Origin of the sequence: Finegoldia sp. BIOML-A4, assembly GCF_009679635.1 — a bacterium.
Lineage (GTDB): Bacteria > Bacillota > Clostridia > Tissierellales > Peptoniphilaceae > Finegoldia > Finegoldia magna.
Genome location: NZ_WKZC01000008.1, coordinates 1 through 23,254 on the forward strand (window position 1 = coordinate 1; position 23,254 = coordinate 23,254).

General features: G+C 32.4%; 16 protein-coding genes and 1 pseudogene. All 17 read left to right on the plus strand.

Annotation, left to right across the window (positions count from 1 at the left end; genetic code table 11):
• A pseudogene (locus GKG01_RS06715) lies at positions 1 to 76 on the plus strand (elongation factor Tu); the annotation flags it as partial.
• Positions 77 to 124: 48 nt separating this feature from the next.
• Positions 125 to 343: a MucBP domain-containing protein gene (locus GKG01_RS06720; RefSeq protein WP_154274622.1), complete on the plus strand. Its 219-nt coding sequence runs from the start codon at positions 125 to 127 to the stop codon at positions 341 to 343.
• On the plus strand, positions 306 to 698 hold the full coding sequence (locus GKG01_RS09115) for an SHIRT domain-containing protein (RefSeq protein WP_154271900.1): 393 nt from the start codon (positions 306 to 308) through the stop codon (positions 696 to 698). The genes GKG01_RS06720 and GKG01_RS09115 overlap by 38 nt, the downstream gene beginning before the upstream one ends.
• A 24-nt stretch (positions 699 to 722) precedes the next feature.
• Positions 723 to 944, plus strand: coding sequence for an SHIRT domain-containing protein (locus GKG01_RS09035; protein ID WP_172975106.1), 222 nt, complete (start codon positions 723 to 725; stop codon positions 942 to 944).
• A 349-nt stretch (positions 945 to 1,293) separates the two neighbouring features.
• Positions 1,294 to 6,888: an SHIRT domain-containing protein gene (locus GKG01_RS06735; RefSeq protein WP_154274624.1), complete on the plus strand. Its 5,595-nt coding sequence runs from the start codon at positions 1,294 to 1,296 to the stop codon at positions 6,886 to 6,888.
• A complete protein-coding gene (locus tag GKG01_RS06740) occupies positions 6,849 to 9,896 on the plus strand; it encodes an SHIRT domain-containing protein (RefSeq protein WP_154274625.1) in 3,048 nt (1,015 codons plus the stop codon). The genes GKG01_RS06735 and GKG01_RS06740 overlap by 40 nt, the downstream gene beginning before the upstream one ends.
• A 46-nt stretch (positions 9,897 to 9,942) precedes the next feature.
• Positions 9,943 to 10,542, plus strand: coding sequence for a class C sortase (locus tag GKG01_RS06745; RefSeq protein ID WP_154271901.1), 600 nt, complete (start codon positions 9,943 to 9,945; stop codon positions 10,540 to 10,542).
• 226 nt (positions 10,543 to 10,768) lie between these two features.
• A complete protein-coding gene (locus GKG01_RS06750; RefSeq protein ID WP_154271902.1) occupies positions 10,769 to 11,062 on the plus strand; it encodes a hypothetical protein in 294 nt (97 codons plus the stop codon).
• Positions 11,063 to 11,092: 30 nt separating this feature from the next.
• Entirely contained in the window at positions 11,093 to 13,432 is a 2,340-nt protein-coding gene (locus tag GKG01_RS06755) for a hypothetical protein (protein ID WP_154271903.1), read from the plus strand.
• Entirely contained in the window at positions 13,425 to 14,243 is an 819-nt protein-coding gene (locus tag GKG01_RS06760; RefSeq protein ID WP_154271904.1) for an ABC transporter ATP-binding protein, read from the plus strand. Before GKG01_RS06755 ends, GKG01_RS06760 begins: the two co-directional genes overlap by 8 nt.
• An 85-nt stretch (positions 14,244 to 14,328) precedes the next feature.
• The gene (locus GKG01_RS06765) at positions 14,329 to 15,246 is read left to right on the plus strand and encodes an AEC family transporter (protein WP_154271905.1); all 918 of its coding nucleotides are present in this window, start codon (positions 14,329 to 14,331) and stop codon (positions 15,244 to 15,246) included.
• A 63-nt stretch (positions 15,247 to 15,309) separates the two neighbouring features.
• Positions 15,310 to 16,596: a 2-hydroxycarboxylate transporter family protein gene (locus tag GKG01_RS06770; RefSeq protein WP_094205443.1), complete on the plus strand. Its 1,287-nt coding sequence runs from the start codon at positions 15,310 to 15,312 to the stop codon at positions 16,594 to 16,596.
• 129 nt (positions 16,597 to 16,725) lie between these two features.
• Complete coding sequence (locus GKG01_RS06775) at positions 16,726 to 17,898, plus strand: NADP-dependent malic enzyme (protein ID WP_094223311.1); 1,173 nt, start codon at positions 16,726 to 16,728, stop codon at positions 17,896 to 17,898.
• A gap of 9 nt (positions 17,899 to 17,907) precedes the next feature.
• Positions 17,908 to 19,119, plus strand: coding sequence for a peptidase T (pepT, locus tag GKG01_RS06780; protein ID WP_154271906.1), 1,212 nt, complete (start codon positions 17,908 to 17,910; stop codon positions 19,117 to 19,119).
• 98 nt (positions 19,120 to 19,217) lie between these two features.
• A complete protein-coding gene (locus GKG01_RS06785) occupies positions 19,218 to 20,678 on the plus strand; it encodes an amino acid permease (protein ID WP_154271907.1) in 1,461 nt (486 codons plus the stop codon).
• A gap of 197 nt (positions 20,679 to 20,875) precedes the next feature.
• Positions 20,876 to 21,970, plus strand: coding sequence for a UDP-N-acetylglucosamine 2-epimerase (non-hydrolyzing) (gene wecB, locus GKG01_RS06790; RefSeq protein WP_154271908.1), 1,095 nt, complete (start codon positions 20,876 to 20,878; stop codon positions 21,968 to 21,970).
• Complete coding sequence (locus GKG01_RS06795; RefSeq protein WP_154271909.1) at positions 21,970 to 23,187, plus strand: glycosyltransferase family 4 protein; 1,218 nt, start codon at positions 21,970 to 21,972, stop codon at positions 23,185 to 23,187. Before wecB ends, GKG01_RS06795 begins: the two co-directional genes overlap by 1 nt.
• Positions 23,188 to 23,254: the final 67 nt, after the last annotated feature.

The window sequence follows — 23,254 nt, forward strand, 5'->3', positions numbered from 1 at the left end:
AGAAGGATTAAGATTTGCCATCAGAGAAGGCGGAAGAACAGTAGGAGCTGGCGTTGTTTCTAAAATTATAGAATAATTAATATACTAAGACTATTTAGCTCTCACTTAGGTGAGGGCTTTTTTATTGCAAATTTTAAGAATAAATTTGGAAAATAAAAATCAAAAATCTTTGCGAAATTATAGTTTAATAATTAACGACAAAATTCAAAAAATAGATAGTGTAAAAGAAAATGTATATGTAAAATACGTAACAGAAGACGGAACAGTGATTGAAGAAGAAAGCGAAGTTCTAATAAACGCAAAAGTTGGAACAAAATATACAACAGAACAAAAAAACATTTGACGGTTATGAATTTGTTGAATTGGCAAAAAATTCAGCCCTAGAAAATGGAACAGTACAAGAAGGCGTTCCACAAGTAACCTACGTATACAAGAAAAAAGAAATAAAACCACCTGTAGGGGAAGGACACAAAGTAACTCACGAATTCAAATCAGGAACAGAAGGAAAAGAATTACCAGAAGAAGTCTTAAAATTATTGCCAAAAGTCCAACCAGGAAAAGTAGATGGCAATACAGTAATACCAACAGAACAAAACTCAATAAAAGTAGAAACAGCTGATGGAACATGGACTTTCGAAGGTTATGATGAAAATAACAAAAATATTAATAAATCTGATGTAACATTCGAAGTAAAATAGAAATTCACACCAAACAAACACGAAGTGATTCATAAATTTGTAAGTAAAGATCCAAACAAAGAACTTCCTAAAGAAGTAACTGACCTTCTACCAACAAATCAAACTGGTAAAGTTAAGGGTGATGAAGTAGCACCAACAGAGCCTACTACAAAAAAAGTGAATGTTAGTGAAGTTTTTGAAAAATCCATTGATAATTTAATTAAAGGAGATCTTGAAAAAATGAAAAAGGAAATTAATTTAGAATAATTTAAAAAATTAAACTTCTATTATGTAAAAATTACTTCATCTAATAAACATCAATTATCATTACATTATAATTATATATCCACTAAATATTTCTATTTTCAAGCAAAAGTGATATAATAATGATAAACGAAAATATGAGAATTTCATATGAAAAGACACCGTTTTCATATAAGAGTCGATTTTACAAATTCACTCAATATAAAACTAGGGTTCACCTGCTATTCTCTAAGTAGTTAATTGCTTGTTAGTTATTATGTTGAATGTAAATTATTTCAACAAGAACTATTGATTCTAACTGGTAGATAATGTTTTCAACACCCATGTTAGACTATGAAAAAAAGGAGGAAATATGAAAGAGAAAAACAAGCACTTTGGAAAAATTTTGTTTTCAGTATTATTAGCTGTCGCTTTTATTGTTTTTGCTGGTATAAAGCCAATCTATGCTAACATACTAAGTCCAAAACAAGGAATCAATGAATATCATTTCTATAATGATACAATAGAAAACAAAGATTCAGCTAAAGAAATACAAAAACAGGTAATTACAGATAAAGGAACAATATCTGATCCTGGCCATGTATTTAAAGACAAAGATAAAGTTTTATTAAAATGGCAAGATGAAAAAGGTAACGATATTAAATTTGATACGCCAATAGAAATTACAGGTAACGACAAAAAAATAATTAATGTTTACCCAGTTTTCAAAAACCAAGTAGTAATAACTTACTACATAAGTGGCAGTAAAAATGATAGAGTTTATATGACTGACACCATCACTGATGCTAGTTCTTATAAACTACCAGTAGATCCTACAATTTACGATGCTAATAAATACTTCGTAAATTGGTCAACATCAAAAGACGGCTCATCGGGTGTTTATGATGAGAATTCATTGAAAAAAGATATTGAAGCAGGAAAAACTGACATTAAACTTTATGCTATTACAGAGTTTAAACACAAGGCAACATTTATAACAGGAGACGGAGCAAGTTTCCAAGAACAAATACTTGCAAACGATGGTGGCAATCTTGACAAAACCCCAGAAAATCCTACAAGAGAAGGCTATGAATTTAGCCATTGGTCTTTGACAGAAGATGGAAATCCTGTCGATCTTGCTACTTTAAAATTAAACGAAGATATTGATGTCTATGCTGTATGGAAACCAGTTGTAGTTGACTATAAATTTAAGGTTATGGTCCAAAATATAAATGATGATGGCTACACTTTCCATGAAATAATATCAGCAAGAGGACTAAATGGAGAAAAAACAAGCCTACCTTTTAAAGGAAGTGAAAATCCAGATCCAAAAGTTGCTCCATCTGGTCCAATAGTTGAAGATATTAATAATCTTACAGAAAAAGATGGCCGCTTTAGCGATGGCTACAATAGTAAAGATGAAAATGGAAAAATGGATCACACCTATACCAATCCTCAAACCCTAGATTATTTAGGCTTCCATTTAAACGAAGAAAAAACAAAACAAGCTTTTGAAACAATAGAAGCTGATGGCAGCACAGTTGTGCCTGTCTATATGGATAGAAATGTTCATACTATATGGGTCTATAAAAATAAAAGTGCAATTAGTTATTATCCAGCTAATTGGGTCAATGCAACAGATGAAAATGGAAATATTCACGTAGATTTGCGTTACGGTCAAAGTTCTGAAACATGGTTTGACAAGTTAAATAAAGATTATATTTATTACATGGATAAAAGCATAGGATCTTTCTATACTAGAGCACCAGCAATGGGTGATAAAGACATCTACATGTATAGAGTTTTTGCTAAGGGTACAAAATACCAACTCCGCTTTGTTGAATGGGATCCAAGTAAATTTAACGCACAAATAAACGGATCAGACCTTGCAACAATGAAATCTACCCTTGGTACCATGAAAGAAATTGGTGAAAGAGTAAGCTTCCAAAACTCAGAGTGGTACATGAACTGGAATGGATACCAATATAGAGTCTTTGAACCATACAACGGAAATTATAAACAAGACACATATTCTTGGGTAGATAAGACTGACCATGTAGATGATATAGAAGGATTCCAACCTAAAAAAGGTGATATGACAGGATTACAATCATCAAATGTAAATAATCCAGCCTTTAGAGATTATATGTTTACTCCACGCGGATGGAATGGATATTATAACTATACAGGAACACCATATATAGAAGATGGTTCTTATGTAGGTTTCCTATTCTACGAACGCAAAACTTATAATATAAATTATTACTCTGGTAGTACAAGATTAGCATCAAAACCATACAAATACGAGGCTGATACAAGCGATTTTGGACTTGGCTATGAAAAAGGAGTAACCACACATCCAAAAAATCCTAATAAAGTATTTATGGGTTGGTATGAAGACTCAACATTTAGCGTAGAACACAAACATGAAGATGGAGCAAAAATGCCTGCTCATGACATTACAGTCTATGCAAAATGGGATTCTCGTCAATACGAAGTGACCTTCCACACCAACCAAGATGACTATGAAAATAATATAGAAAAAATAAGTGAAATTCCTGAAGATGACACTCTTTATGATGGAAAATATAAAGATGAAAAAGTTAGCAAAGAGAATTTCCCTCAACCAATTGAACCAAAAGGCGCAACAAAATTTCTGGGATGGTATGAAAAAAATCAATATGGAAGATATGTAAAAGCAAATCTTCACAAACCAATTAAAAATAATGATACTCACTTATATGCTAAGTGGAAATATGATTATTTAGAATTAAAATACGATTTGAACTTGCCAGCTACTGACAAAGTTGAAGGAACTGCTCCAACAGATTCAAACTCTTATATCCGAGATGCCAAAGCGTTAGCAACAGATGTGGGAGATGTTAAAGTAAATGGTGGCAAAAAAGTTTTCGTAGGTTGGAGTGAAACAAAAGATGGTTCTAGCGGACTAATTCTACCAAGCGAAACTATCCTAATGGATAAAAATAAAACTCTTTACGCTCAATGGAAAGAATTTCCAGATCTAGCAACTACCAAAGTAACCTATGATGCAAACGGTGGAGTAGGCGACCAATATGTAGTTGAAGAGATTATTACAAATGATTTGCATAAAGTCTTAGGAAACGGCGAAGGCGAAGAAATTAATTTCACCCGTGAAGGATATGTATTTAAGGGATGGAATATAGATAAAAACGCAACAACAGCCAAATTCCAAAAAGACGATGAAGTTACTGTAAATAGTGAAAAAGAAGATACAAATAATTATATCTATGCTATCTGGGCCCCTATCATCAACTACACAACTGATGGAAATGGACAAGTTAAGGAAGGCCAAAACTTTGTAGATAATACAAAAGAAGAAGTTGAACTTAAAACAAATCCAAAGGGTACAGGAACAGAAGCAAAAGAAGGATATAAATTTAGCCACTGGACAGCTGATAAAAATATTAAATTATCAGATGGAACAGAAATAAAAGCTGGAGAAAAAATTACTGAAGAACAATTAAAACAAGCAGTAATCACAGAACCACTTACATTTAAAGCTAATTTTGTAAAAGATGAATTTAAAGTAACACACGAATTTAAAGTTGCAGAAGATTCTCCAGTGAAAGAAATGCCAGCTGATGTAAAATCAGCAGTTGATAGCCAACTTCCAGAAAATAAAACAGCAGAAGATGGCAAAACAACAACCCCAGGAGAATTAAAAGATCCAAAAGACGTAGAAGACAAAACAAATGACGGAGTTTGGAAATTTGAAGGCTTCAAAGATCAAGATAAAACTACAGATGAAGTAGACGCAAAAGTAAATGGAGCAGATGTAACATTCGAAGGCGCATGGAAATTCACACCAAACGAACATAAAGTAACTTACAAGTTTGAAAGTGAAGATCCAACAAAACCTCTTCCTGATGAAGTGAAAAATCTACTTCCAAATCCAGAAAAAGGAAAGGTTAAGGGTGATAAAGTAACACCAACAAAACCTGTTCCAGAATCAATCACAACTAAAGATGGAGTATGGACCTTTGTTAAGTATGACAAAGAAAGTGAAACTGTTGATAATAAAGATCTTGTATTTACAGGAACTTGGAAATTCTCTCCAAAACCTGATCCTGTAACCTACAATGTAAACCATCAGTTTAAGTCAGCAACAGAAGGAAAAGACCTTCCACAATCAGTAAAAGATCAACTTCCTGATCAACAAACAGGCAAAGAAGATGGAAGCGTTGTTAAACCAACAGCTCCAACACAAACAGAAGTAAAAGATACAGAAAACGATGGAACATGGACATTCGAAGGCTACAAAGACCTAGATACAACTACTGATGACGTAGATGCTAAGGTTGACGGTGCTGATGTAATGTTTGAAGGAACATGGAAATTCAAACCAAACGAACACAAAGTAACATACGAATATGTAAGTGGAACAGAAGGTAAAGAATTACCAGAAGCATTAAAAAATAAAGCACCAAAAGAAGTAACTGGAAAAGTCAAAGGTGATAAAGTAACATCCCCAATTCCAACAGGCGATGAAGCTACATTTAGAGATGAAGCAAACAAAGGAACTTGGAAATTCAAATCATACGACAAAGATTCGGTAGAAATTACTAACAAAGACGAAAACGTAAAAGGAACATGGGAATTCACCCCAGATACAGAACCAGGAAAATACAACGTAACACACGAATTTAAGGTTGCCGAAGATTCTCCAGTAAAAGAAATGCCTGCTGATGTTAAAAAATCTGTCGATGCTCAACTTCCTGAAGATAAAACAGCAGTAAATGGTACGAATGCAACTCCAGGAGAATTAAAAGAACCAAAAGACGTAGAAGATAAAACAAATGACGGAGTTTGGAAATTTGAAGGATTCAAAGACCAAGATCCAGATACAACAGATGTTGATGCAAAAGTAAACGGAGCAGATGTAACATTCGAAGGCGCATGGAAATTCACACCAAACGAACACAAAGTAACTTACAAGTTTGAAAGTGAAGATTCAACAAAACCTCTTCCTAAAGAAGTGACAGCTCTACTTCCTGATCCAGAAAAAGGAAAGGTTAAGGGTGATAAAGTAACACCAACAAAACCAATTCCAGAAGAAATAACAACCCAAGATGGTGTATGGACCTTTGTTGGTTATGACGAAGAAAGCAAAACTGTTGGCGATAAAGATGTAGAATTTATAGGTAAATGGAAATTCTCTCCAAAACCTGATCCTGTAACCTACAATGTAAACCATCAGTTTAAGTCAGCAACAGAAGGAAAAGACCTTCCACAAGCAGTAAAAGATCAACTTCCTGCTCAACAAACAGGCAAAGAAGATGGAAGCGTTGTAACTCCAACTGCTCCAACACAAACAGAAGTAAAAGATACAGAGAACGATGGAACATGGAACTTTAAAGGCTACAAAGACCTAGATACAACTACTGATGACGTAGATGCTAAGGTTGATGGTGCTGATGTAATGTTTGAAGGAAGCTGGGAATTTACCCCAAACGAACACAAAGTAACTTACGAATACGTAAGCGGAACAGAAGGTAAAGAATTACCAGAAGCATTAAAGGCAAAAGCTCCAGACGAAGTAACAGGCAAAGTAAAAGGTGAAACAGTAACATCCCCAGTTCCAACAGGCGATGACGCTACATTTAGAGATGAAACAAACAAGGGAACTTGGACATTTAAATCATACGATAAGAATGAAGTAGAAATCACTAACAAAGACGAAAACGTAAAAGGAACATGGGAATTCACACCAGATACAGAACCAGAAAAACACAACGTAACCTACAAATTTGTAAGTAAAGATCCAAACAAAGAACTTCCAAAAGCTGTTACAGATTTAACACCAGCTCAACAAACCGGAAAAGTTAAAGGTGATGTAGTAAAACCAACAGAACCACAAACAAAAACAGTTAATGTTGAAGATGGAACTTGGACTTTTGTAAGTTACGACAAAATCAAAAAACTGTAGAAGATAAAGATGTAGAATTCACAGGAACATGGGAATTTACACCAAAAACTACTCCTACTGATTACAATGTAAATCATAAATTTGTATCCGTAACAGAAGGCAAAGACCTTCCAAAAGCTGTTACAGATTTAATACCAGATCAACAAACTGGTAAGAAAGACGGTAGCACTGTAACTCCTACTGCTCCAAAACAAACAAGTGTAGAAGATACAGAAAACGATGGAACATGGACATTCGAAGGCTATGATAAAGATAGCAAAACTATTGATAAATCTGATGTCACATTCGAAGGAAAATGGAAATTCACACCTAACGAACACAAAGTAACATACGAATATGTAAGTAAAGATCCAAACAAACAACTTCCAAAAGAAGTACTTGATCTTCTACCAGAAAATCAAACTGGAAAAGTTAAGGGCGATGAAGTAAAACCAACAGAGCCTACAACAAAGACAGTGAATGTTGAAGATGGAACTTGGACTTTTGTAAGTTATGACAAAACCAAAGATACTGTCGATAACAAGGATGTTGAGTTTAAAGGAACATGGGAATTTACTCCAAAAACTACTCCTACTGATTACAATGTAAATCATAAATTTGTATCCGTAACAGAAGGCAAAGACCTTCCAAAAGCTGTTACAGATTTAATACCAGACCAACAAACTGGTAAGAAAGACGGTAGCACTGTAACTCCTACTGCTCCAAAACAAACAAGTGTAGAAGATACAGAAAACGATGGAACATGGACATTCGAAGGCTATGATAAAGATAGCAAAACTATTGATAAATCTGATGTCACATTCGAAGGAAAATGGAAATTCACACCTAACGAACACAAAGTAACATACGAATATGTAAGTAAAGATCCAAACAAACAACTTCCAAAAGAAGTACTTGATCTTATACCAGCAAATCAAACTGGAAAAGTTAAAGGCGATGAAGTAAAACCAACAGAGCCAGAAACAAAAGAAGTAAAAGTTAAAGATGGAACATGGAAATTTGTAAGTTACGACAAAGATAGCAAAACTGTAGAAGATAAAGATGTAGAATTCACAGGAACATGGGAATTCACACCTAATCAAAATCCAGAACCAGAAAAACACAAAGTAATCCACAAATTTGTAAGTAAAGATCCAAACAAACAACTTCCAAAAGAAGTACTTGATCTTATACCAGCAAATCAAACTGGAAAAGTTAAAGGCGATGAAGTAAAACCAACAGAGCCAAAAACAAAAGAAGTAAAAGTTAAAGATGGAACATGGAAATTTGTAAGTTACGACAAAGACAAAGAAACTGTTGATAACAAGGATGTAGAATTCACAGGAACATGGGAATTCACACCAAAAACTACTCCTACAGAAGTAGTAACAGAATTTGTCGATGAAAATGGTAATACTATTGCTCCTAAGGTAAATGGTAAACAAACTAATAAAGACATTGATGGCTATGAATTTGTAAAAACAGAAACTGATGATAAGGGTAATACAAAACATATCTACAAGAAGAAAACAACACCTAGTCCAACTGTAGAAACAAGATATGTAGACACAGAAGGTAATCAAATACTAGCTGATAAAGCGGGTACCCATGATCCATCAACTATAGAAGGATATCAATTAGTAAGAACAGACAAAGACGAAAATGGTAATACAATCCATGTTTATAAAAAAATCGCACCTGCTCCAAAAGTTGAGACAAGATATGTTGATGAAAATGGAAATCAACTACTTCCTCCAAAAGAAGGAGAACAAGGTTCAGTAGCTATAGATGGTTACAAATATATAAGAACAAGTAAAGATAATGATGGTAACACCATTCACACTTACAGCAAAACTCCTTTTGAAGGTGTAGAAACAAGATTTGTAGACACAGAAGGTAATCAAATACTAGCTGACAAAACTGGTACCCATGATCCATCAACTATAGAAGGATATCAATTAGTAAGAACAGGCAAAGACGAAAATGGTAATACGATCCATGTTTATAAAAAAATCGCACCTGCTCCAAAAGTTGAAACTAGATATGTTGATGTAAATGGAAATCAATTACTTCTTCCAAAAGAAGGAACACAAGCTCAAGAAACTATAGAAGGCTACGAATTTGTAAAAACCGAAACTGATGAAAAAGGTAATACAAAACACATCTACAAGAAGAAAGCTACTACTCCTACTACAGATGTAGTAACAGAATACGTGGATGAAAATGGTAAAACTATTGCTCCTAAGGAAAATGGTAAACAAACTAATAAAGACATTGATGGCTATGAATTTGTAAAAACCGAAACTGATGATAAGGGTAATACAAAACACATCTACAAGAAGAAAGCTACTACTCCTACTACAGATGTAGTAACAGAATACGTGGATGAAAATGGTAAGACTATTGCTCCTAAGGAAAATGGTAAACAAACAAATAAAGACATTGATGGCTATGAATTTGTAAAAACCGAAACTGATGAAAAAGGCAATACAAAACACATTTACAAGAAGAAAGCTACTACTCCTACTACAGATGTAGTTACTGAATTCGTGGATGAAAAAGGTAATACAATTTCTCCTAAGGAAAATGGAAAACAAACCAATAAAGACATTGATGGATACGAATTTGTAAAAACCGAAACTGATGAAAAGGGTAATACAAAACACATCTACAAGAAGAAAACTACTACTCCTACTACAGATGTAGTAACAGAATACGTGGATGAAAATGGTAAAACTATTGCTCCTAAGGTAAATGGAACAAAAGACAAAAAAGATATTCCTGGCTATGAATTTGTAGAAACTAAAACTGATGAAAAAGGTAATACAAAACACATCTACAAGAAGAAAACTAATACTCGCCTTATAACTCAAGGCAATAATACAATAAATTCAAGCTCTCCAAATAAAAAAGGCACTCTAGTAAATACTGGAGACGGAGTTAATGCATCAACATATGCTATAATTATGTTAGCTATTGGAGGAGTTTTGACAGCTATTGGTATTAGAAAAAAGAAGAAAGAGGCTTAGAGTATTGAAGAAATCAGGCTTTCTGATTAGTTTAGGAGGAGTGCTAATGATTATTTCATTAGCACTTCTTTTTATAAACTTTAACAGATTAGAATCCAAAAAAAACAGTGCTATAAATTTGGAAAATGAATTTCAAAATAATAACACAAAAAATGAAAAAAACAAATTAAGTAAAGAAATAAAAAAAGAAAAAACAAAAAATGAAACAGGCGATAAAATTACTGATGATAAGGCTATAGGAGTGCTCAGAGTAGATGATATAAAACTAATTTTGCCTATTTATATGAATACTTCAAGAAAAGCATTATCAAATGGATGTGGAATTGTGACAGATACAGACATGCCATCAAATAAGAACAATACAATGACTGTTTTAGCAGCTCATAGAGGTGGTAGAAACGAAGATTTTACATTTAAAAAAATAAATGAACTAAAGAATGGTTCAGTAATTAAAATTACAACAAAGACTCAAATTTTGTATTACGAAGTATATGGATACGAAATTATAGAACCAGATGATTGGAGTAAATTTATTAAAGAACCTGATAAATCAAAGCTGTATTTAATGTCTTGTCATCCATATCCATACGATTCTCAGCGACTGTTAATTAAATCTAAGTTAATAAAAAGCGTTTCAAATGATTAAATTTATTTCCTAACTACTATTTGTTCATTTAAGCTACAAATAATTGCGAAAAGTCTTCTGCACTAAACAGTGTGGAAGATTTTTTTTGCATTAAATGAGAAAATAATTTCTTTTAAATTTATATAAAACACAAAAAAATAAACAAATTAAAATTTTAGAAAAATAGATTAAAAAATAAAAAATAGGGTATGTATTAAATAAGAATAATACGAGAGGAGACTTAAAAATGAAAAAATATTTTTTAGTAATTATGTTAGCGTGTGTGATGGTTATTTGCTCAATTAATGCAAACGTTTCATCTGCGGTTAGTTCGGCAAGTTATTATGAATTAGAAAATGTTGAAAAAGATGAATACGGTGAGAACTTTACTTTTGAGAGGGGAAAATCACCTGTACATTTGAAGTATGAAGATGTGTATAATGACGGTTACAGTGGGAAACTTTACAGACAGAGATTAATTACTATTGATGTAACCAATAATACTGAGACTTGGTATTATTCGGGAGAAATTAGCAAATAATATTTTCTAAATTCAATGAAGGGAGACAATATGTTTGAACTGAAAAAACTTTACAAGTCATTAATTTTTCCTGTTGTAGTTATTATTTTTTGTGTGTATACTTTTGTAACATTAAACAGTATAAAATATGAATATACTGATCAAGACTATAAATATTTTATACAAACTAGAAATAATTTTGAAAATACAATGATGGAGTCTTTTGCATTCTCAAAGTCTTCGGAAAACAAAGAAGAACAGCAGAAATATTTAGATTTTAGCAAGATGAATTTTAATTCTTTACAGTACATAAAACCTTTGGAATACGATGTGAGTATGTTGATGGAAGAAACAAAATCTGCAAAGTATTCTTCAAAGACAGAGCATAATTTCTACAATGAATTATTGAGCCAATATGATGAGATAGAATCGTTCAAAAGGCAAAACAACTTAAACAAGTTGCCTAGTTATGGAATGTATAACGAATTAGATTCTTATTTTAATTTGGTTCGTGATGAAATTAACAGATATGGGTTCTACACAACCTCCAACAATTTTAGTTTTTTTAAATCATTTGGTTTCCTAATGGAAAATATCATGAGTGATATTTTCTTGTGTGTGATTTTTCTGGTAGCTGTATTTACTAATGAGATGAATTTCAAAAATCTTAAATTAGACATGATTTCAATGAGTTCCAGAAAATTAGTATATGCAAGGCTTGTAAAGTATGTCGTATTCTTTGTGGTTGTAATCTTATCCATGATTGTGGGCAATATTATTTACTCTATGGTCAATGGATTTCCAATGGGAAGCGCGAACGATATGATATTGAAAACTGTAACAAACCTAAAGACCGATTCGCCTATGACTATGAATGTAAACTCAGTGATACTTGCTTTAAAATACTTCGGTACGGGGTTTTTAATTTACAGCATTGCGATGATTTTGTATGAGATTTTCAGAAGATACATGAAACAAAATCTATCAATTATTGTAGTTTTATCGATTTACTGGATAATTTCTTTGATTTCAAGAAAATATAATCTATCGTTTAGTTTAAATAGTTTTCATAATCTTGGTAATGTTTCAATAGCTGTTCCAATTGTATTAGCATTATTGATTATATGTTTAATACTAGTTAACAATAACAGATACAAGCTTATTTATTATAATTTTTCTAAAACATACTCCAAAATCGATATCAAAAATATCTTGCAATTGGATTTTGCAAAAATCATGAGAAGCAAATTATATAAGTATTTTGGGGTACTAACTGTGGTGGTAGTTGTGTTATTCTGCTTCAATACGATAAAATACAAAAACATAAAATCAAGGGATGATTTGCAAACTATCGATATTGATATTGAAGCTGCACAGATTAATGTGAACAACAATCCAAAAGACAAAGGATTCAAGCAAACACTAATTAATTTGGAAAATTTCAAAAAATCTTATGTTAACAGAGCAAATGATCCAGCAGAATATTTCAATAATATGTTAGTTTACTTGAATTCTAAATTGCGATTTGATGTAGAAGGAATAGATCCCAGTACTTCTCGAACTAATGAGAACAGGGTGAATTATTTTATTGACAACAATTTAAAGCCCGATTCAAGTTATGAACTTGTTAGCAATGAGATTGAACAAAGTTTATTATCTAATAAAAAGCTAAGCTTGTATAAAACAAAACAACATGATCCTACTGAACAAAGAGGACTTATAGGAAATGTTATATCTATGTATGAAAATGGGATTATTCCAGCTGTTACGTTGATTATTTGCTTGATGTTTACTCTTGAGTTTAAAAAGGAAAGGTCCAATGGAACTTTGAAGTTGGCTTTTGTGAATGAATGGAAAAAAGATGTCTGGAGATCAAAGCAGATTAATTCGTTTGTATTATCTGCCGGAATGTATATTGTGATTTTGGCAATTAGTATGATAATTGGATTATTTAACGGTGGACTTGGTGAGAAGTTGTATCCAGTGTTCTGCTACGATTACAGTTATAACGGTGTGGTAGAGGGTGTGTTCAGGGCATCTAGTGGTTTCATTTTGCCAATGATTTTGATAAATATTTTGATAATTTTACTTGTGGTTAGTTTTTCAAATATGATGACCACATTCATCAAGAATGAAACTGTGAATATAATTGCTACAACTTTCTTGATTATTTTGGGAATAATTATTAGCTATTTTGGAACTTTGGGTAAGTTTTTCCTATTAAATCCATTTAGTTCGTTAGATAGTTTGATGATTTTGAAAGGCGGATACAATTATTTGAATGAGTTTAGTTTTTCTAATCCGATATATAATGTGATAATGATTGTATTTTATATTATAGTGTTTAATTTGATATCAATGAAAAGGATGAAGGGGGATATTAATGCTTGAGATTAAAGGTCTAAACAAATCTTACGGTGAAAACGAAGTGTTAAACGATTTGAATTTGAAATTAGATAAACCAGGGATTTACGCGTTAGTTGGACCAAATGGTATTGGTAAGACTACTCTTATGGATATAATTTCTGATTTGACGAAGTACGATTCAGGTGAGATTAAGGTTAATGATATAGATAATAAAAATCCGGAGATTTTCAAGTATTTATCTTATGCAAGAAGCTTGGATATGCTGTATGATAACTTGACAGGGTTGGATCATTTTATTTTCGCAAAGAACTCACGCCATGTTTCTGATGAAAAGTTTGAAGAAGTGTTGAATATTTTTAAGGTTCATAATTTTATGAAGAGGAAAGTTAGTACTTATTCTTTGGGTCAAAAGCAAAAAACGTTGTTGACGTATTTTTTCATGGGGGATTATGATATCTACATTATGGACGAGCCTGTAACGGGATTGGATCCTACTAGCGTTATTTTGCTTAGGAATTATCTTCTGAAATTAAAAGATGATGGTAAGATAGTTGTGTTGTCCTCTCATACTTTATCAGAGGTGGACAAGTTAACAGACGATGTAATGTTTCTGGTGGATAAAAAAATAGCGTTTGAGAATTTGTCTGAGATTTCAAAGGAACAATACAAGGTTGTAACATCCGATAGTGAAAACCAAAGGGTTGTCAATATTGTGGCTAAGAATGATTTGGACGATTCTTTGAAGAAATTCATATCTGATGGTTTAATCATCGATTCGATAGAAAAATCAGATTACACTACAGAGGACAGATACATTGAATTGTACACAAAATAATTTGATTTTTTGACAAATAAATAGTATTGTTGTATAGGTAAGTGGTTTCATTTACCTATATTTTTATGTGAAAAAAGGTGGTTTTTTGGTAAATTATTCGCAGTTGTACTTAACGATAATCAATTTGTTTTGTTTGATTTTTATTGGTTTTTTGATAAGAAAGTTCAACATTGTAGACGATAATACTATGACGGGACTTAACAAGCTGATTTTTAATGTGTTTTTTCCTCTAAAAATTATGATGAGTTTTTACAAGGTGGATTTTGGGCAAAATCTCAGTGTAAAATATTTTGTATATTTGAATGTGGTGTTTGTATTTCACATTTTTCTTACTTATTTTTTGGCGAAAATTACCAATAAGGACAAATCTTATGTTGTACTAGAAGCCAATGCTATGAGTAGAGGCAATTTCATTATAATGTCATTTCCAATATTAAGTGTTTTGTTTGGGGATGAAGGGATTGTTATGGCTGGAGCTATCACAGGAATTAGCCAGTTTTTCTATAATTTCTACACTGTAAGCCTGTACGAAGGGTTGGTAGGTGAGAATAATTCTAAGAAAAAGTTGTTCATAAATGTAGTGAAGACACCTTTGATGATTGGGCTTTTCGTAGGAATTTTTTTGTATGTAACTAAGGTTAATTTGTTTTTCTTGGAAACTCCTTTGAGAAGCTTGGGAGATATTGCAGGGACCTTAGCTTTGGTGACTATGGGATACGGTTTGAATTTTAGAATAGATTTCAAAGAAATTAAATCAATTGTGAAGGTTTCCATTGTAAAACTTTTGGTTCTTCCTTTGACAGGATTATTTATTGGAAAAATTTTCGGTTTGTCTGAAATTCAAAAGGTTGTAGCGCTGATTTTATTTGGTGCTCCTACGGCTGTTAATACTTATGTTTTCGCTAAAAGATATAAGCAAGATGATTCATTGGCTGGTTACTATGTTGTGAGTACTACAATTTTGTATTTATTCACTTTATTACTTTTAATTAAGCTGATTTAGATTGCTTTTTGTTTTTTTAAATGAGATAATAAAAGATGTAAAAACTAAATAAGGAGGAAAATTATGGATAAAAAGATTGCAGGTTTAAAAATTCCGTATTTTATAATCGCTTGTGTAATAATCGTTATTTCATTCATATTTGATGTTCTACCAAATGGTATGGTTGGGGCATTTTTATTTTTGATTGTATTTGGCGAATTATTAAACCTTATCGGAAATCACACACCAATTATTAAAACATATTTGGGCGGTGGAGCTATTGTATCTATATTTTTGGGAGCTGCTATAACTTATTATAAATGGTTACCAGCTGATTCTATCAAAAGTATAAATACTTTTATGACTAAAGGAGGATTCCTTGATTTCTACATCGCAGCTTTGATCACAGGATCAATTCTTGGTATGAATAGAAAATTGCTTATCAAAGCAGCTATTAGATATTTACCTTGTATTTTGGGATCTGTAATTGTTGCACTACTTTTAGTAGGTGGTGTAGGTTTGTTGTTCGGAAAGAGTGTAGGTGAATCTATCGCATACATCGGTATCCCAATTATGGGTGGTGGAATGGGAGCAGGTGCTGTACCTATATCAAAAGTTTTCGAATCAGCGTTGAATATTCCATCCGAAACTATTTTGAGTAAACTTGTTCCAGCTGTTGCGTTAGGTAATGCTATGGCAATAGTTGCAGGTGGTCTTTTAAATAGATTAGGAAAAGTAAGACCAAGCTTAACTGGTAATGGTCAATTAGTTAGAAGCAACGATGATAGTTTGAAAGCTGATAAGAAAGAAAATATCGTTCTTGAAGATGTTAAAGATTATGGCGCTGGTATAGTAATTGCAACAACATTTTTCACATTTGGAGCAATATTAGCATTTTTATTCGAAAAAATCGGTATAAAAATTCACTCATATGCTTGGATGATTATTTCTGTAGTTATCGTTAAAGCAGCAGGAATTGTTCCTGAAAAAATCGAACATGTTGCTGAAGGTTGGTACAATTTCGTTGCCAAAAACTTCACTGCAGCACTTATGCTTGGTATTGGTATGGCTTACACTAATTTGGGACAAATTTTTGAAGCATTTACACCAAGCTATGTAATTCTTGTTCTTGCGGTTATTATAGGAGCTATCATTGGCGCTGGTATCGTAGGATATTTCGTAGGATTCTATCCAATAGAAACAGCTCTTACAGCAGGGTTATGCATGGCTAACATGGGTGGTACTGGTGATGTTGCAGTTCTTACAGCTGCAGATAGAATGGAATTGATGCCATTTGCGCAAATATCTTCTCGTTTGGGAGGAGCGTTAATAATTTTATTGGCATCTGTTTTGGTTCCAATATTTTTCTAAATCAATTGAGGTATTTTAAATAATACCTCTTTTTGTTTGGAATAGTTAGCTTTTAGTGTTAAAATTATATTGTAATAATGTAATTCAACAATTTTGTTGAAAGTTATATGAAAATTTATGAGGTGAAAAATGAATATCGAAGAAATTAAACAAAAAGCTCTTGAACTTCACGAAAAAAATCAAGGGAAATTAGAAGTAGTATCTAAAGTAAAAGTTAATGACGCTATGGATTTGGCGTTGGCTTACACTCCTGGTGTTGCTGAGCCTTGTAAGAAAATTCACGAAGACAATGAACTTGCATATAAATATACAAATAAAGGAAATATGGTAGCTGTTGTAACTGATGGTTCTGCAGTTTTAGGTTTGGGAAATATTGGTGGAATTGCTGGTATGCCTGTTATGGAAGGTAAATCAGTTTTATTCAAAGAATTCGGTAATGTTGATGCATTCCCAATTTGCTTGAACACACAAGACACTGAAGAAATTATCAGCACTGTAAAAGCAATTTCTCCTTCATTTGGTGGAATTAATCTTGAAGATATTGCAGCTCCAAGATGTTTTGAAATCGAAAAAAGATTAATTGAAGAATTAGATATTCCAGTATTCCACGATGACCAACACGGTACAGCTGTTATTGTATTATCTGCAGTTATCAATGCTTTGAGAATCGTTAAGAAAGATATTTCTGATGTCAAAATCGTAATCAGTGGTGCAGGGGCAGCTGGTATTGCAATTTCTAACTTGTTAACATTGGCAGGTGCTAAGAATAATTTAATCTTAAACAGCCGTGGAATTATCGATCCTGATGATGAAAAACTTGACGAAGCTAGAAGAGAAATCGCTAGAACTACTAACCCTAATAAAGTTAAAGGAGATTTGAAAACTGCTATGGAAAATGCAGATATTTTCATCGGTGTTTCTGCTCCTGGAATTTTAACAAAAGAAATGGTATCTTCAATGAACCACGATGCTATTGTTTTAGCAATGGCGAACCCAGTTCCAGAAATATATCCTGACGAAGCAAAAGAAGCAGGAGCAAGAGTTGTTGGAACAGGTAGAAGTGATTATCCTAATCAAGTTAACAATGTATTGGTATTCCCTGGAATATTCAGAGGAGCATTGGATGCAAAAGCAGACAGAATTACTGACGATATGAAATTATCAGCAGCTTATGCAATAGCTCACATGGTTGAACAACCAGTAGAAGATAGAATTTTACCAGAAGCATTTAACAAAGATGTTGCAAGAAATGTTGCAAACGCAGTTAAAAAATCTTGGGAAGAAAAGAAAGTTATTAAATAGGAGAAATTTATGATAGATATAGTTGATAGATTTATTGAATACGCGAAGATTTATACTACAAGTGATGAATCAAGCGAAACTTGTCCATCAACAGCTAGACAAAAAGATTTGGGTAATCTTTTGGTTAAGCAATTAAAAGAAATGGGAATTGACAATGCTCACATGGACGAAAATGGATATGTGTATGCATCGTTAGAATCAAACTTGGATAGAGAATCAAAATCTATCGGTTTCATTTCTCATATGGACACTGCTCCAGATATGTCAGGAGAAAATGTAAAACCACAAATCTTAGAATACAAAGGTGGAGACATCAAATTATCCGATTCTGTAACTACTACTGTGGAAGATTTTCCATTTTTAAAAGATTTGGAAGGACAAACTTTAATTCATACAGATGGAACTACACTTTTGGGTGCTGACGATAAATCTGGTATTGCAATTATAATGGATGCTGTGAATAAATTATGCGAAAACAAAGATATTAAACATCCAACAATTAAAATTGGATTTACTCCTGATGAAGAAATAGGAAGAGGAGCTGATTTGTTCGATGTAGAAAAATTCGGCGCTGATTTTGCATATACTTTGGATGGTGGCCCAATTGGAGAATTGGAATACGAAAACTTCAATGCAGCAGGTGCGACAATAACTATTCACGGCAAAAATGTTCATCCTGGTAGCGCAAAAAATACTATGATTAATTCACAATTAATTGGTATGGAATTATTTAATGAACTTCCTGTTGCTCAAAGACCAGAACACACTGAACATTACGAAGGATTTTATTTGTTGACATCATTCGAAGGATCTGTTGAAAATACTGTTATGAAATTCATAATAAGAGATCACGACAAGAAAAAATTCGAAGAAAAGAAATCTTATTTGGAAAAATTAGTAGAATTCTTGAATGTGAAATACAACAACGCTATCGAACTTGACATGAAAGATAGCTATTACAACATGAAAGAAAAAATAGAACCTGTAATGGAAATTGTGGATTTGGCTTATAAATCAATGGAAGATTTGGGAATAAAACCATTAGTTCAACCAATCAGAGGTGGTACTGATGGAGCACAATTATCCTACAAAGGACTTCCTTGTCCGAACATTTTCACTGGTGGATATGCATTCCACGGAAAGCACGAATTATTATCTATCGACCAAATGAAAAAAGCATCGGATTTGGTTTTGAAAATAATAGAAAATTATTCAAAATAAAATATCAAGTAGCTTCTGGTAAATCTGGAAGCTATTTTTTTATTGAAAAATGTTTTAAATGAAAATAAATTTTGCTATAATCTAATTAGGAGGGAAATATGAAAAACGATGTTTTAATTGACGATCAAAAGAAAAAATCTCTTACAGTTACCAATCTAATTTGGATGGGATTCACAGTTGTATGGGGTTTTGGAAATGTTGTTAATAACTATGCTAACCAAGGCTTGACAGTTATTACAAGTTGGATATTCATAATGGCTTTGTATTTTATTCCTTATTCATTGATGGTTGGAGAACTTGGTTCAACTTTCAAAGAAGGACAATCAGGACTTAGCTATTGGATAAAACAAACAATGGGACCATTACTAGCTTATTTGTCCGGCTGGACTTATTGGGTAGTACATATCCCATATTTAGCACAAAAACCACAAAACTTAATGGTTGCAGGTTCATGGGCAATTTTTAGAAATCCTAAAATAGTAAAATCTTTAAATCCAATTGTTCTACAATCATTGGTACTAATAATATTTTTATTATTTGTGCTTTTAGCTGCAAATGGAATTAAATCTATAAAAGTTTTAGGTTCAATTGCCGGTACTGCAAGTTTTGTGATGGGTATTTTATTTATTTTATTAATGTTGGCAGCTCCTGCATTAAGAGGAGTAGAAGTTGCATCTCCAAATATGACGAGCATAAAGACTTATCTACCTAATTTTAATTTGCATTATTTGACGACAATATCCATGTTAGTGTTTGCCGTAGGTGGTTGTGAAAAAATCTCACCTTATGTAAATGATACACAAGATGCAGGTAAAAATTTCCCAAAAGCTATGTTAATTATGGCTTTAATGGTAACTGTATCTGCGATTTTAGGTTCAGTTGCAATGGGGATGATGTTCGATACAACAAATGTTGCAAACGACTTAAAAATGAATGGTGCTTATTATGCATTTGAAAAATTGGGACAATATTATGGAATAGGTTCATCACTTGTTATTATTTACGCGTTGACAAATTTTGCTGGACAAGCTGCAGCTTTGGTTATGAGTATCGATGCACCGCTTAAACTTTTATTGAGTGAAGCAGATGCAAAATACGTTCCAAACTTCTTGAGAAAAATCAACGACAAAAAAGTTCCAGTTGGTGGATACAAACTAACTACCATTTTGGTTAGTATTTTGATAATTATTCCAGCTTTGGGAATTGGAAACTCAAATGAATTGTACAACTGGTTGTTGGATTTGAACTCTATAGTAATGCCAATGCGTTATATGTGGGTTTTTGCAGCATATTTTGCATTAAAGCACTACTTGCATGAAAAACAAGGTGTAGAATATAGATTTACAAAATCAAAATCATTCGGTAAATTTATCGCTGGTTGGTGTTTTGTATTCACAGCATTTGCATGTATATTAGGTATGATTCCAAAAGAAGGAGAACCATTCACAAGTCAATGGAATTTCAAATTGATGCTTAACATCTTGACTCCAGTTGTATTATTGGGATTGGGACTAATATTGCCATCAATTGCTAAAAAAGAACAAGCTAAAAATATTTAAAAATATTTTTATAATCTAACTAGAAATAGCTTCATTTAAAATTTTAAATGAGGCTTTTTTATTGTTAAGTTGTCAGAAATTTTCTCAATTGAAATTGACAAATTACATATGATATAATTAATTGTTAGAAGTAGATTAAATGTTTAAATTTAAAGATTTTAGACTAATAAATATAAAAATAAAAATAGGAGAAAAAATTGAAAATTGTTACAGTAGTTGGTGCTAGGCCACAATTTATAAAAGCGGCTATGGTATCCAAAGAATTAAGAAAAAATTTTGATGAAGTAATGATACATACTGGTCAACATTTTGACTATAATATGTCCGAAGTTTTCTTTGAAGAAATGAATATTCCTTATCCAGATTATAATCTTGGAATTTCTGGGGGAACTCACGGCGAAATGACTGGTAAAATGTTGATTGAAATCGAAAAAATATTGATTAAAGAACAACCAGATATGGTTTTATTATACGGAGATACGAATTCAACATTGGCAGGGGCATTGGCAGCTGTCAAGCTTCATATTCCGATTTGCCATGTTGAGGCTGGTAATAGATTGGGTACACTTGATAATCCAGAAGAAGTGAACAGAATTATGACTGATCATTCTTCTAAAGTTTTGTGCTGTTGTACTGAATCTGCACTTGATTTTTTGAAAAAAGAAGGATTGGCAGACAGAGCTACTTTAGTTGGAGATCCAATGTACGATGCTTTCTTGGAATATTCTAATCAAGTTGGCGATGAAATTCCTGAAAAAATGATTGATTTGGATGGAGAAGAAGTAGATCTTCCAGAAAGTTTTTACTACTTAACTTGTCATAGAGCAGAAAATACTGCATCTATAAAGCCTTTGTCAGAAATACTTGCTGCTATGGAAGAATTGGATGAAAAATGTATATATCCAGTTCATCCTAGAAACCAAAAAATGGTACAAGAGCTTTCTAAAAAACACAAATATACAAATATAATTTTTTGCAAACCAGTGGGATACATGATGAGTGTGTACTTGGTTAATCACGCGAAGAAAATTGTGACTGATTCTGGTGGATTACAAAGAGAAGCTTACTTTGCGAGAAAACAATGTGTGACTATTTTTGATCATATTGTGTGGCCAGAAACTATGACTGAAAAGAGAAATCAATTATCCAAACCGAATAAGGATGAGATTTTGAAATTGTTAAATGAAAAAGTTGATTTTGAAAACTACGATTATCCTTTTGGCGATGGTCATTCTAGCAGAAAAATTATCGAATGTATCAAAAATTACTTTAATCAATCAGAGGAAAATTAATGAATATTTTATATATTAACCATTATGCTGGTTCTCCAGAAATGGGGATGGAGTTTAGAACATATTATTTGGCTAATGAATGGGTAAAAATGGGTCATAATGTGACAATAATCGCGGGAGATTATTCGCATTTGAGAAGAAAAAATCCTGAAGTTACAGAAGATTTTCAAACAGAAATTATCGACGGGATAAAATACATGTGGATAAAAACTGGAGAATACGATGGAAATGGCGTAAAAAGAGCTATGAGTATGTTCAGATTCGTGTCTACACTCAAAAAAAATGCTAAAGAAATTATCGAAAATGAAAATCCTGATGTGGTAATAACTTCTTCAACTTATCCATTGGATACATTTGCTGGTCAAAAGATGAAAAAAATTAAAAAAGATATCAAATTGGTACATGAAATTCACGATATGTGGCCAATAACATTGATAGAAGTAGGGAATATGCCAAAATATCATCCGTTTGTAGTGATGATGCAAATAGGAGAGAATTCTTTTTGCAAGAACTCAGATTATGTGTGCTCATTGCTACCAGCAGCAAAGGACTATTTGATTAAGCATGGAATGAAGGCTGAAAAATTTTTCCATGTTTCTAATGGTATAGTGGAATCTGAATGGGAAAATTACGATAAAATTCCAGAAGATTATGTCAAAATTTTCGACAAAATCCACAGTGAAGGCAAGAAAGTTATATGCTTTTTTGGAAGTCACACAAAATCATATTGTTTAGATAATTTGGCAAAAGCTGCTATAGACAATGAGAACGTGGCAGCAGTGTTCATAGGTGGGGGAATTTATAAGAAAGAATTGATGGAAAAATACTCCAAATACGAAGATAGTATTTATTTCTTGGATTCCATACCTAAGACATCAATTCCAGATTTGTTCAATTACATTGATGCCACTTATGTTGCTGCGATGGATAATGATATGTTCAGATACGGAGTATGTATGAACAAATTATTTGACTCCATGATGGGTGCAAAGCCAATTATCTATGCAATTAATGCTCCTAATAATTATATTGTAGATTATAATTGTGGGATAAATGTTGAGTCTGAAAACTTGGAAGAATTGAAAAAAGGAATAGAAAAGTTTGTGGATTTAGATGAAGAAACATTAAATCAAATGGGAAAAAATGGTAGAAGAGCCATTGAAGAAAACTTCACTTATCACAAATTAGCAGAAAAGTTTTTAAAAGGATTGGAATAACATGTGCTAGTCGGTTGTCAAAAGATAGCCGACTATTTTTGTGATATAATATAGACTGATTAAAATT

Coding starts and splice junctions, on each gene's coding strand:
- GKG01_RS06795 (WP_154271909.1), top strand. CDS start 21,970: ATGAATATTTTATATATTAACCATTATGCTGGTTCTCCAGAAATGGGG.
- GKG01_RS06750 (WP_154271902.1), top strand. CDS start 10,769: ATGAAAAAATATTTTTTAGTAATTATGTTAGCGTGTGTGATGGTTATT.
- GKG01_RS06775 (WP_094223311.1), top strand. CDS start 16,726: ATGAATATCGAAGAAATTAAACAAAAAGCTCTTGAACTTCACGAAAAA.
- GKG01_RS06770 (WP_094205443.1), top strand. CDS start 15,310: ATGGATAAAAAGATTGCAGGTTTAAAAATTCCGTATTTTATAATCGCT.
- GKG01_RS06785 (WP_154271907.1), top strand. CDS start 19,218: ATGAAAAACGATGTTTTAATTGACGATCAAAAGAAAAAATCTCTTACA.
- GKG01_RS06760 (WP_154271904.1), top strand. CDS start 13,425: ATGCTTGAGATTAAAGGTCTAAACAAATCTTACGGTGAAAACGAAGTG.
- pepT (WP_154271906.1), top strand. CDS start 17,908: ATGATAGATATAGTTGATAGATTTATTGAATACGCGAAGATTTATACT.
- GKG01_RS06755 (WP_154271903.1), top strand. CDS start 11,093: ATGTTTGAACTGAAAAAACTTTACAAGTCATTAATTTTTCCTGTTGTA.
- GKG01_RS06745 (WP_154271901.1), top strand. CDS start 9,943: ATGATTATTTCATTAGCACTTCTTTTTATAAACTTTAACAGATTAGAA.
- GKG01_RS06735 (WP_154274624.1), top strand. CDS start 1,294: ATGAAAGAGAAAAACAAGCACTTTGGAAAAATTTTGTTTTCAGTATTA.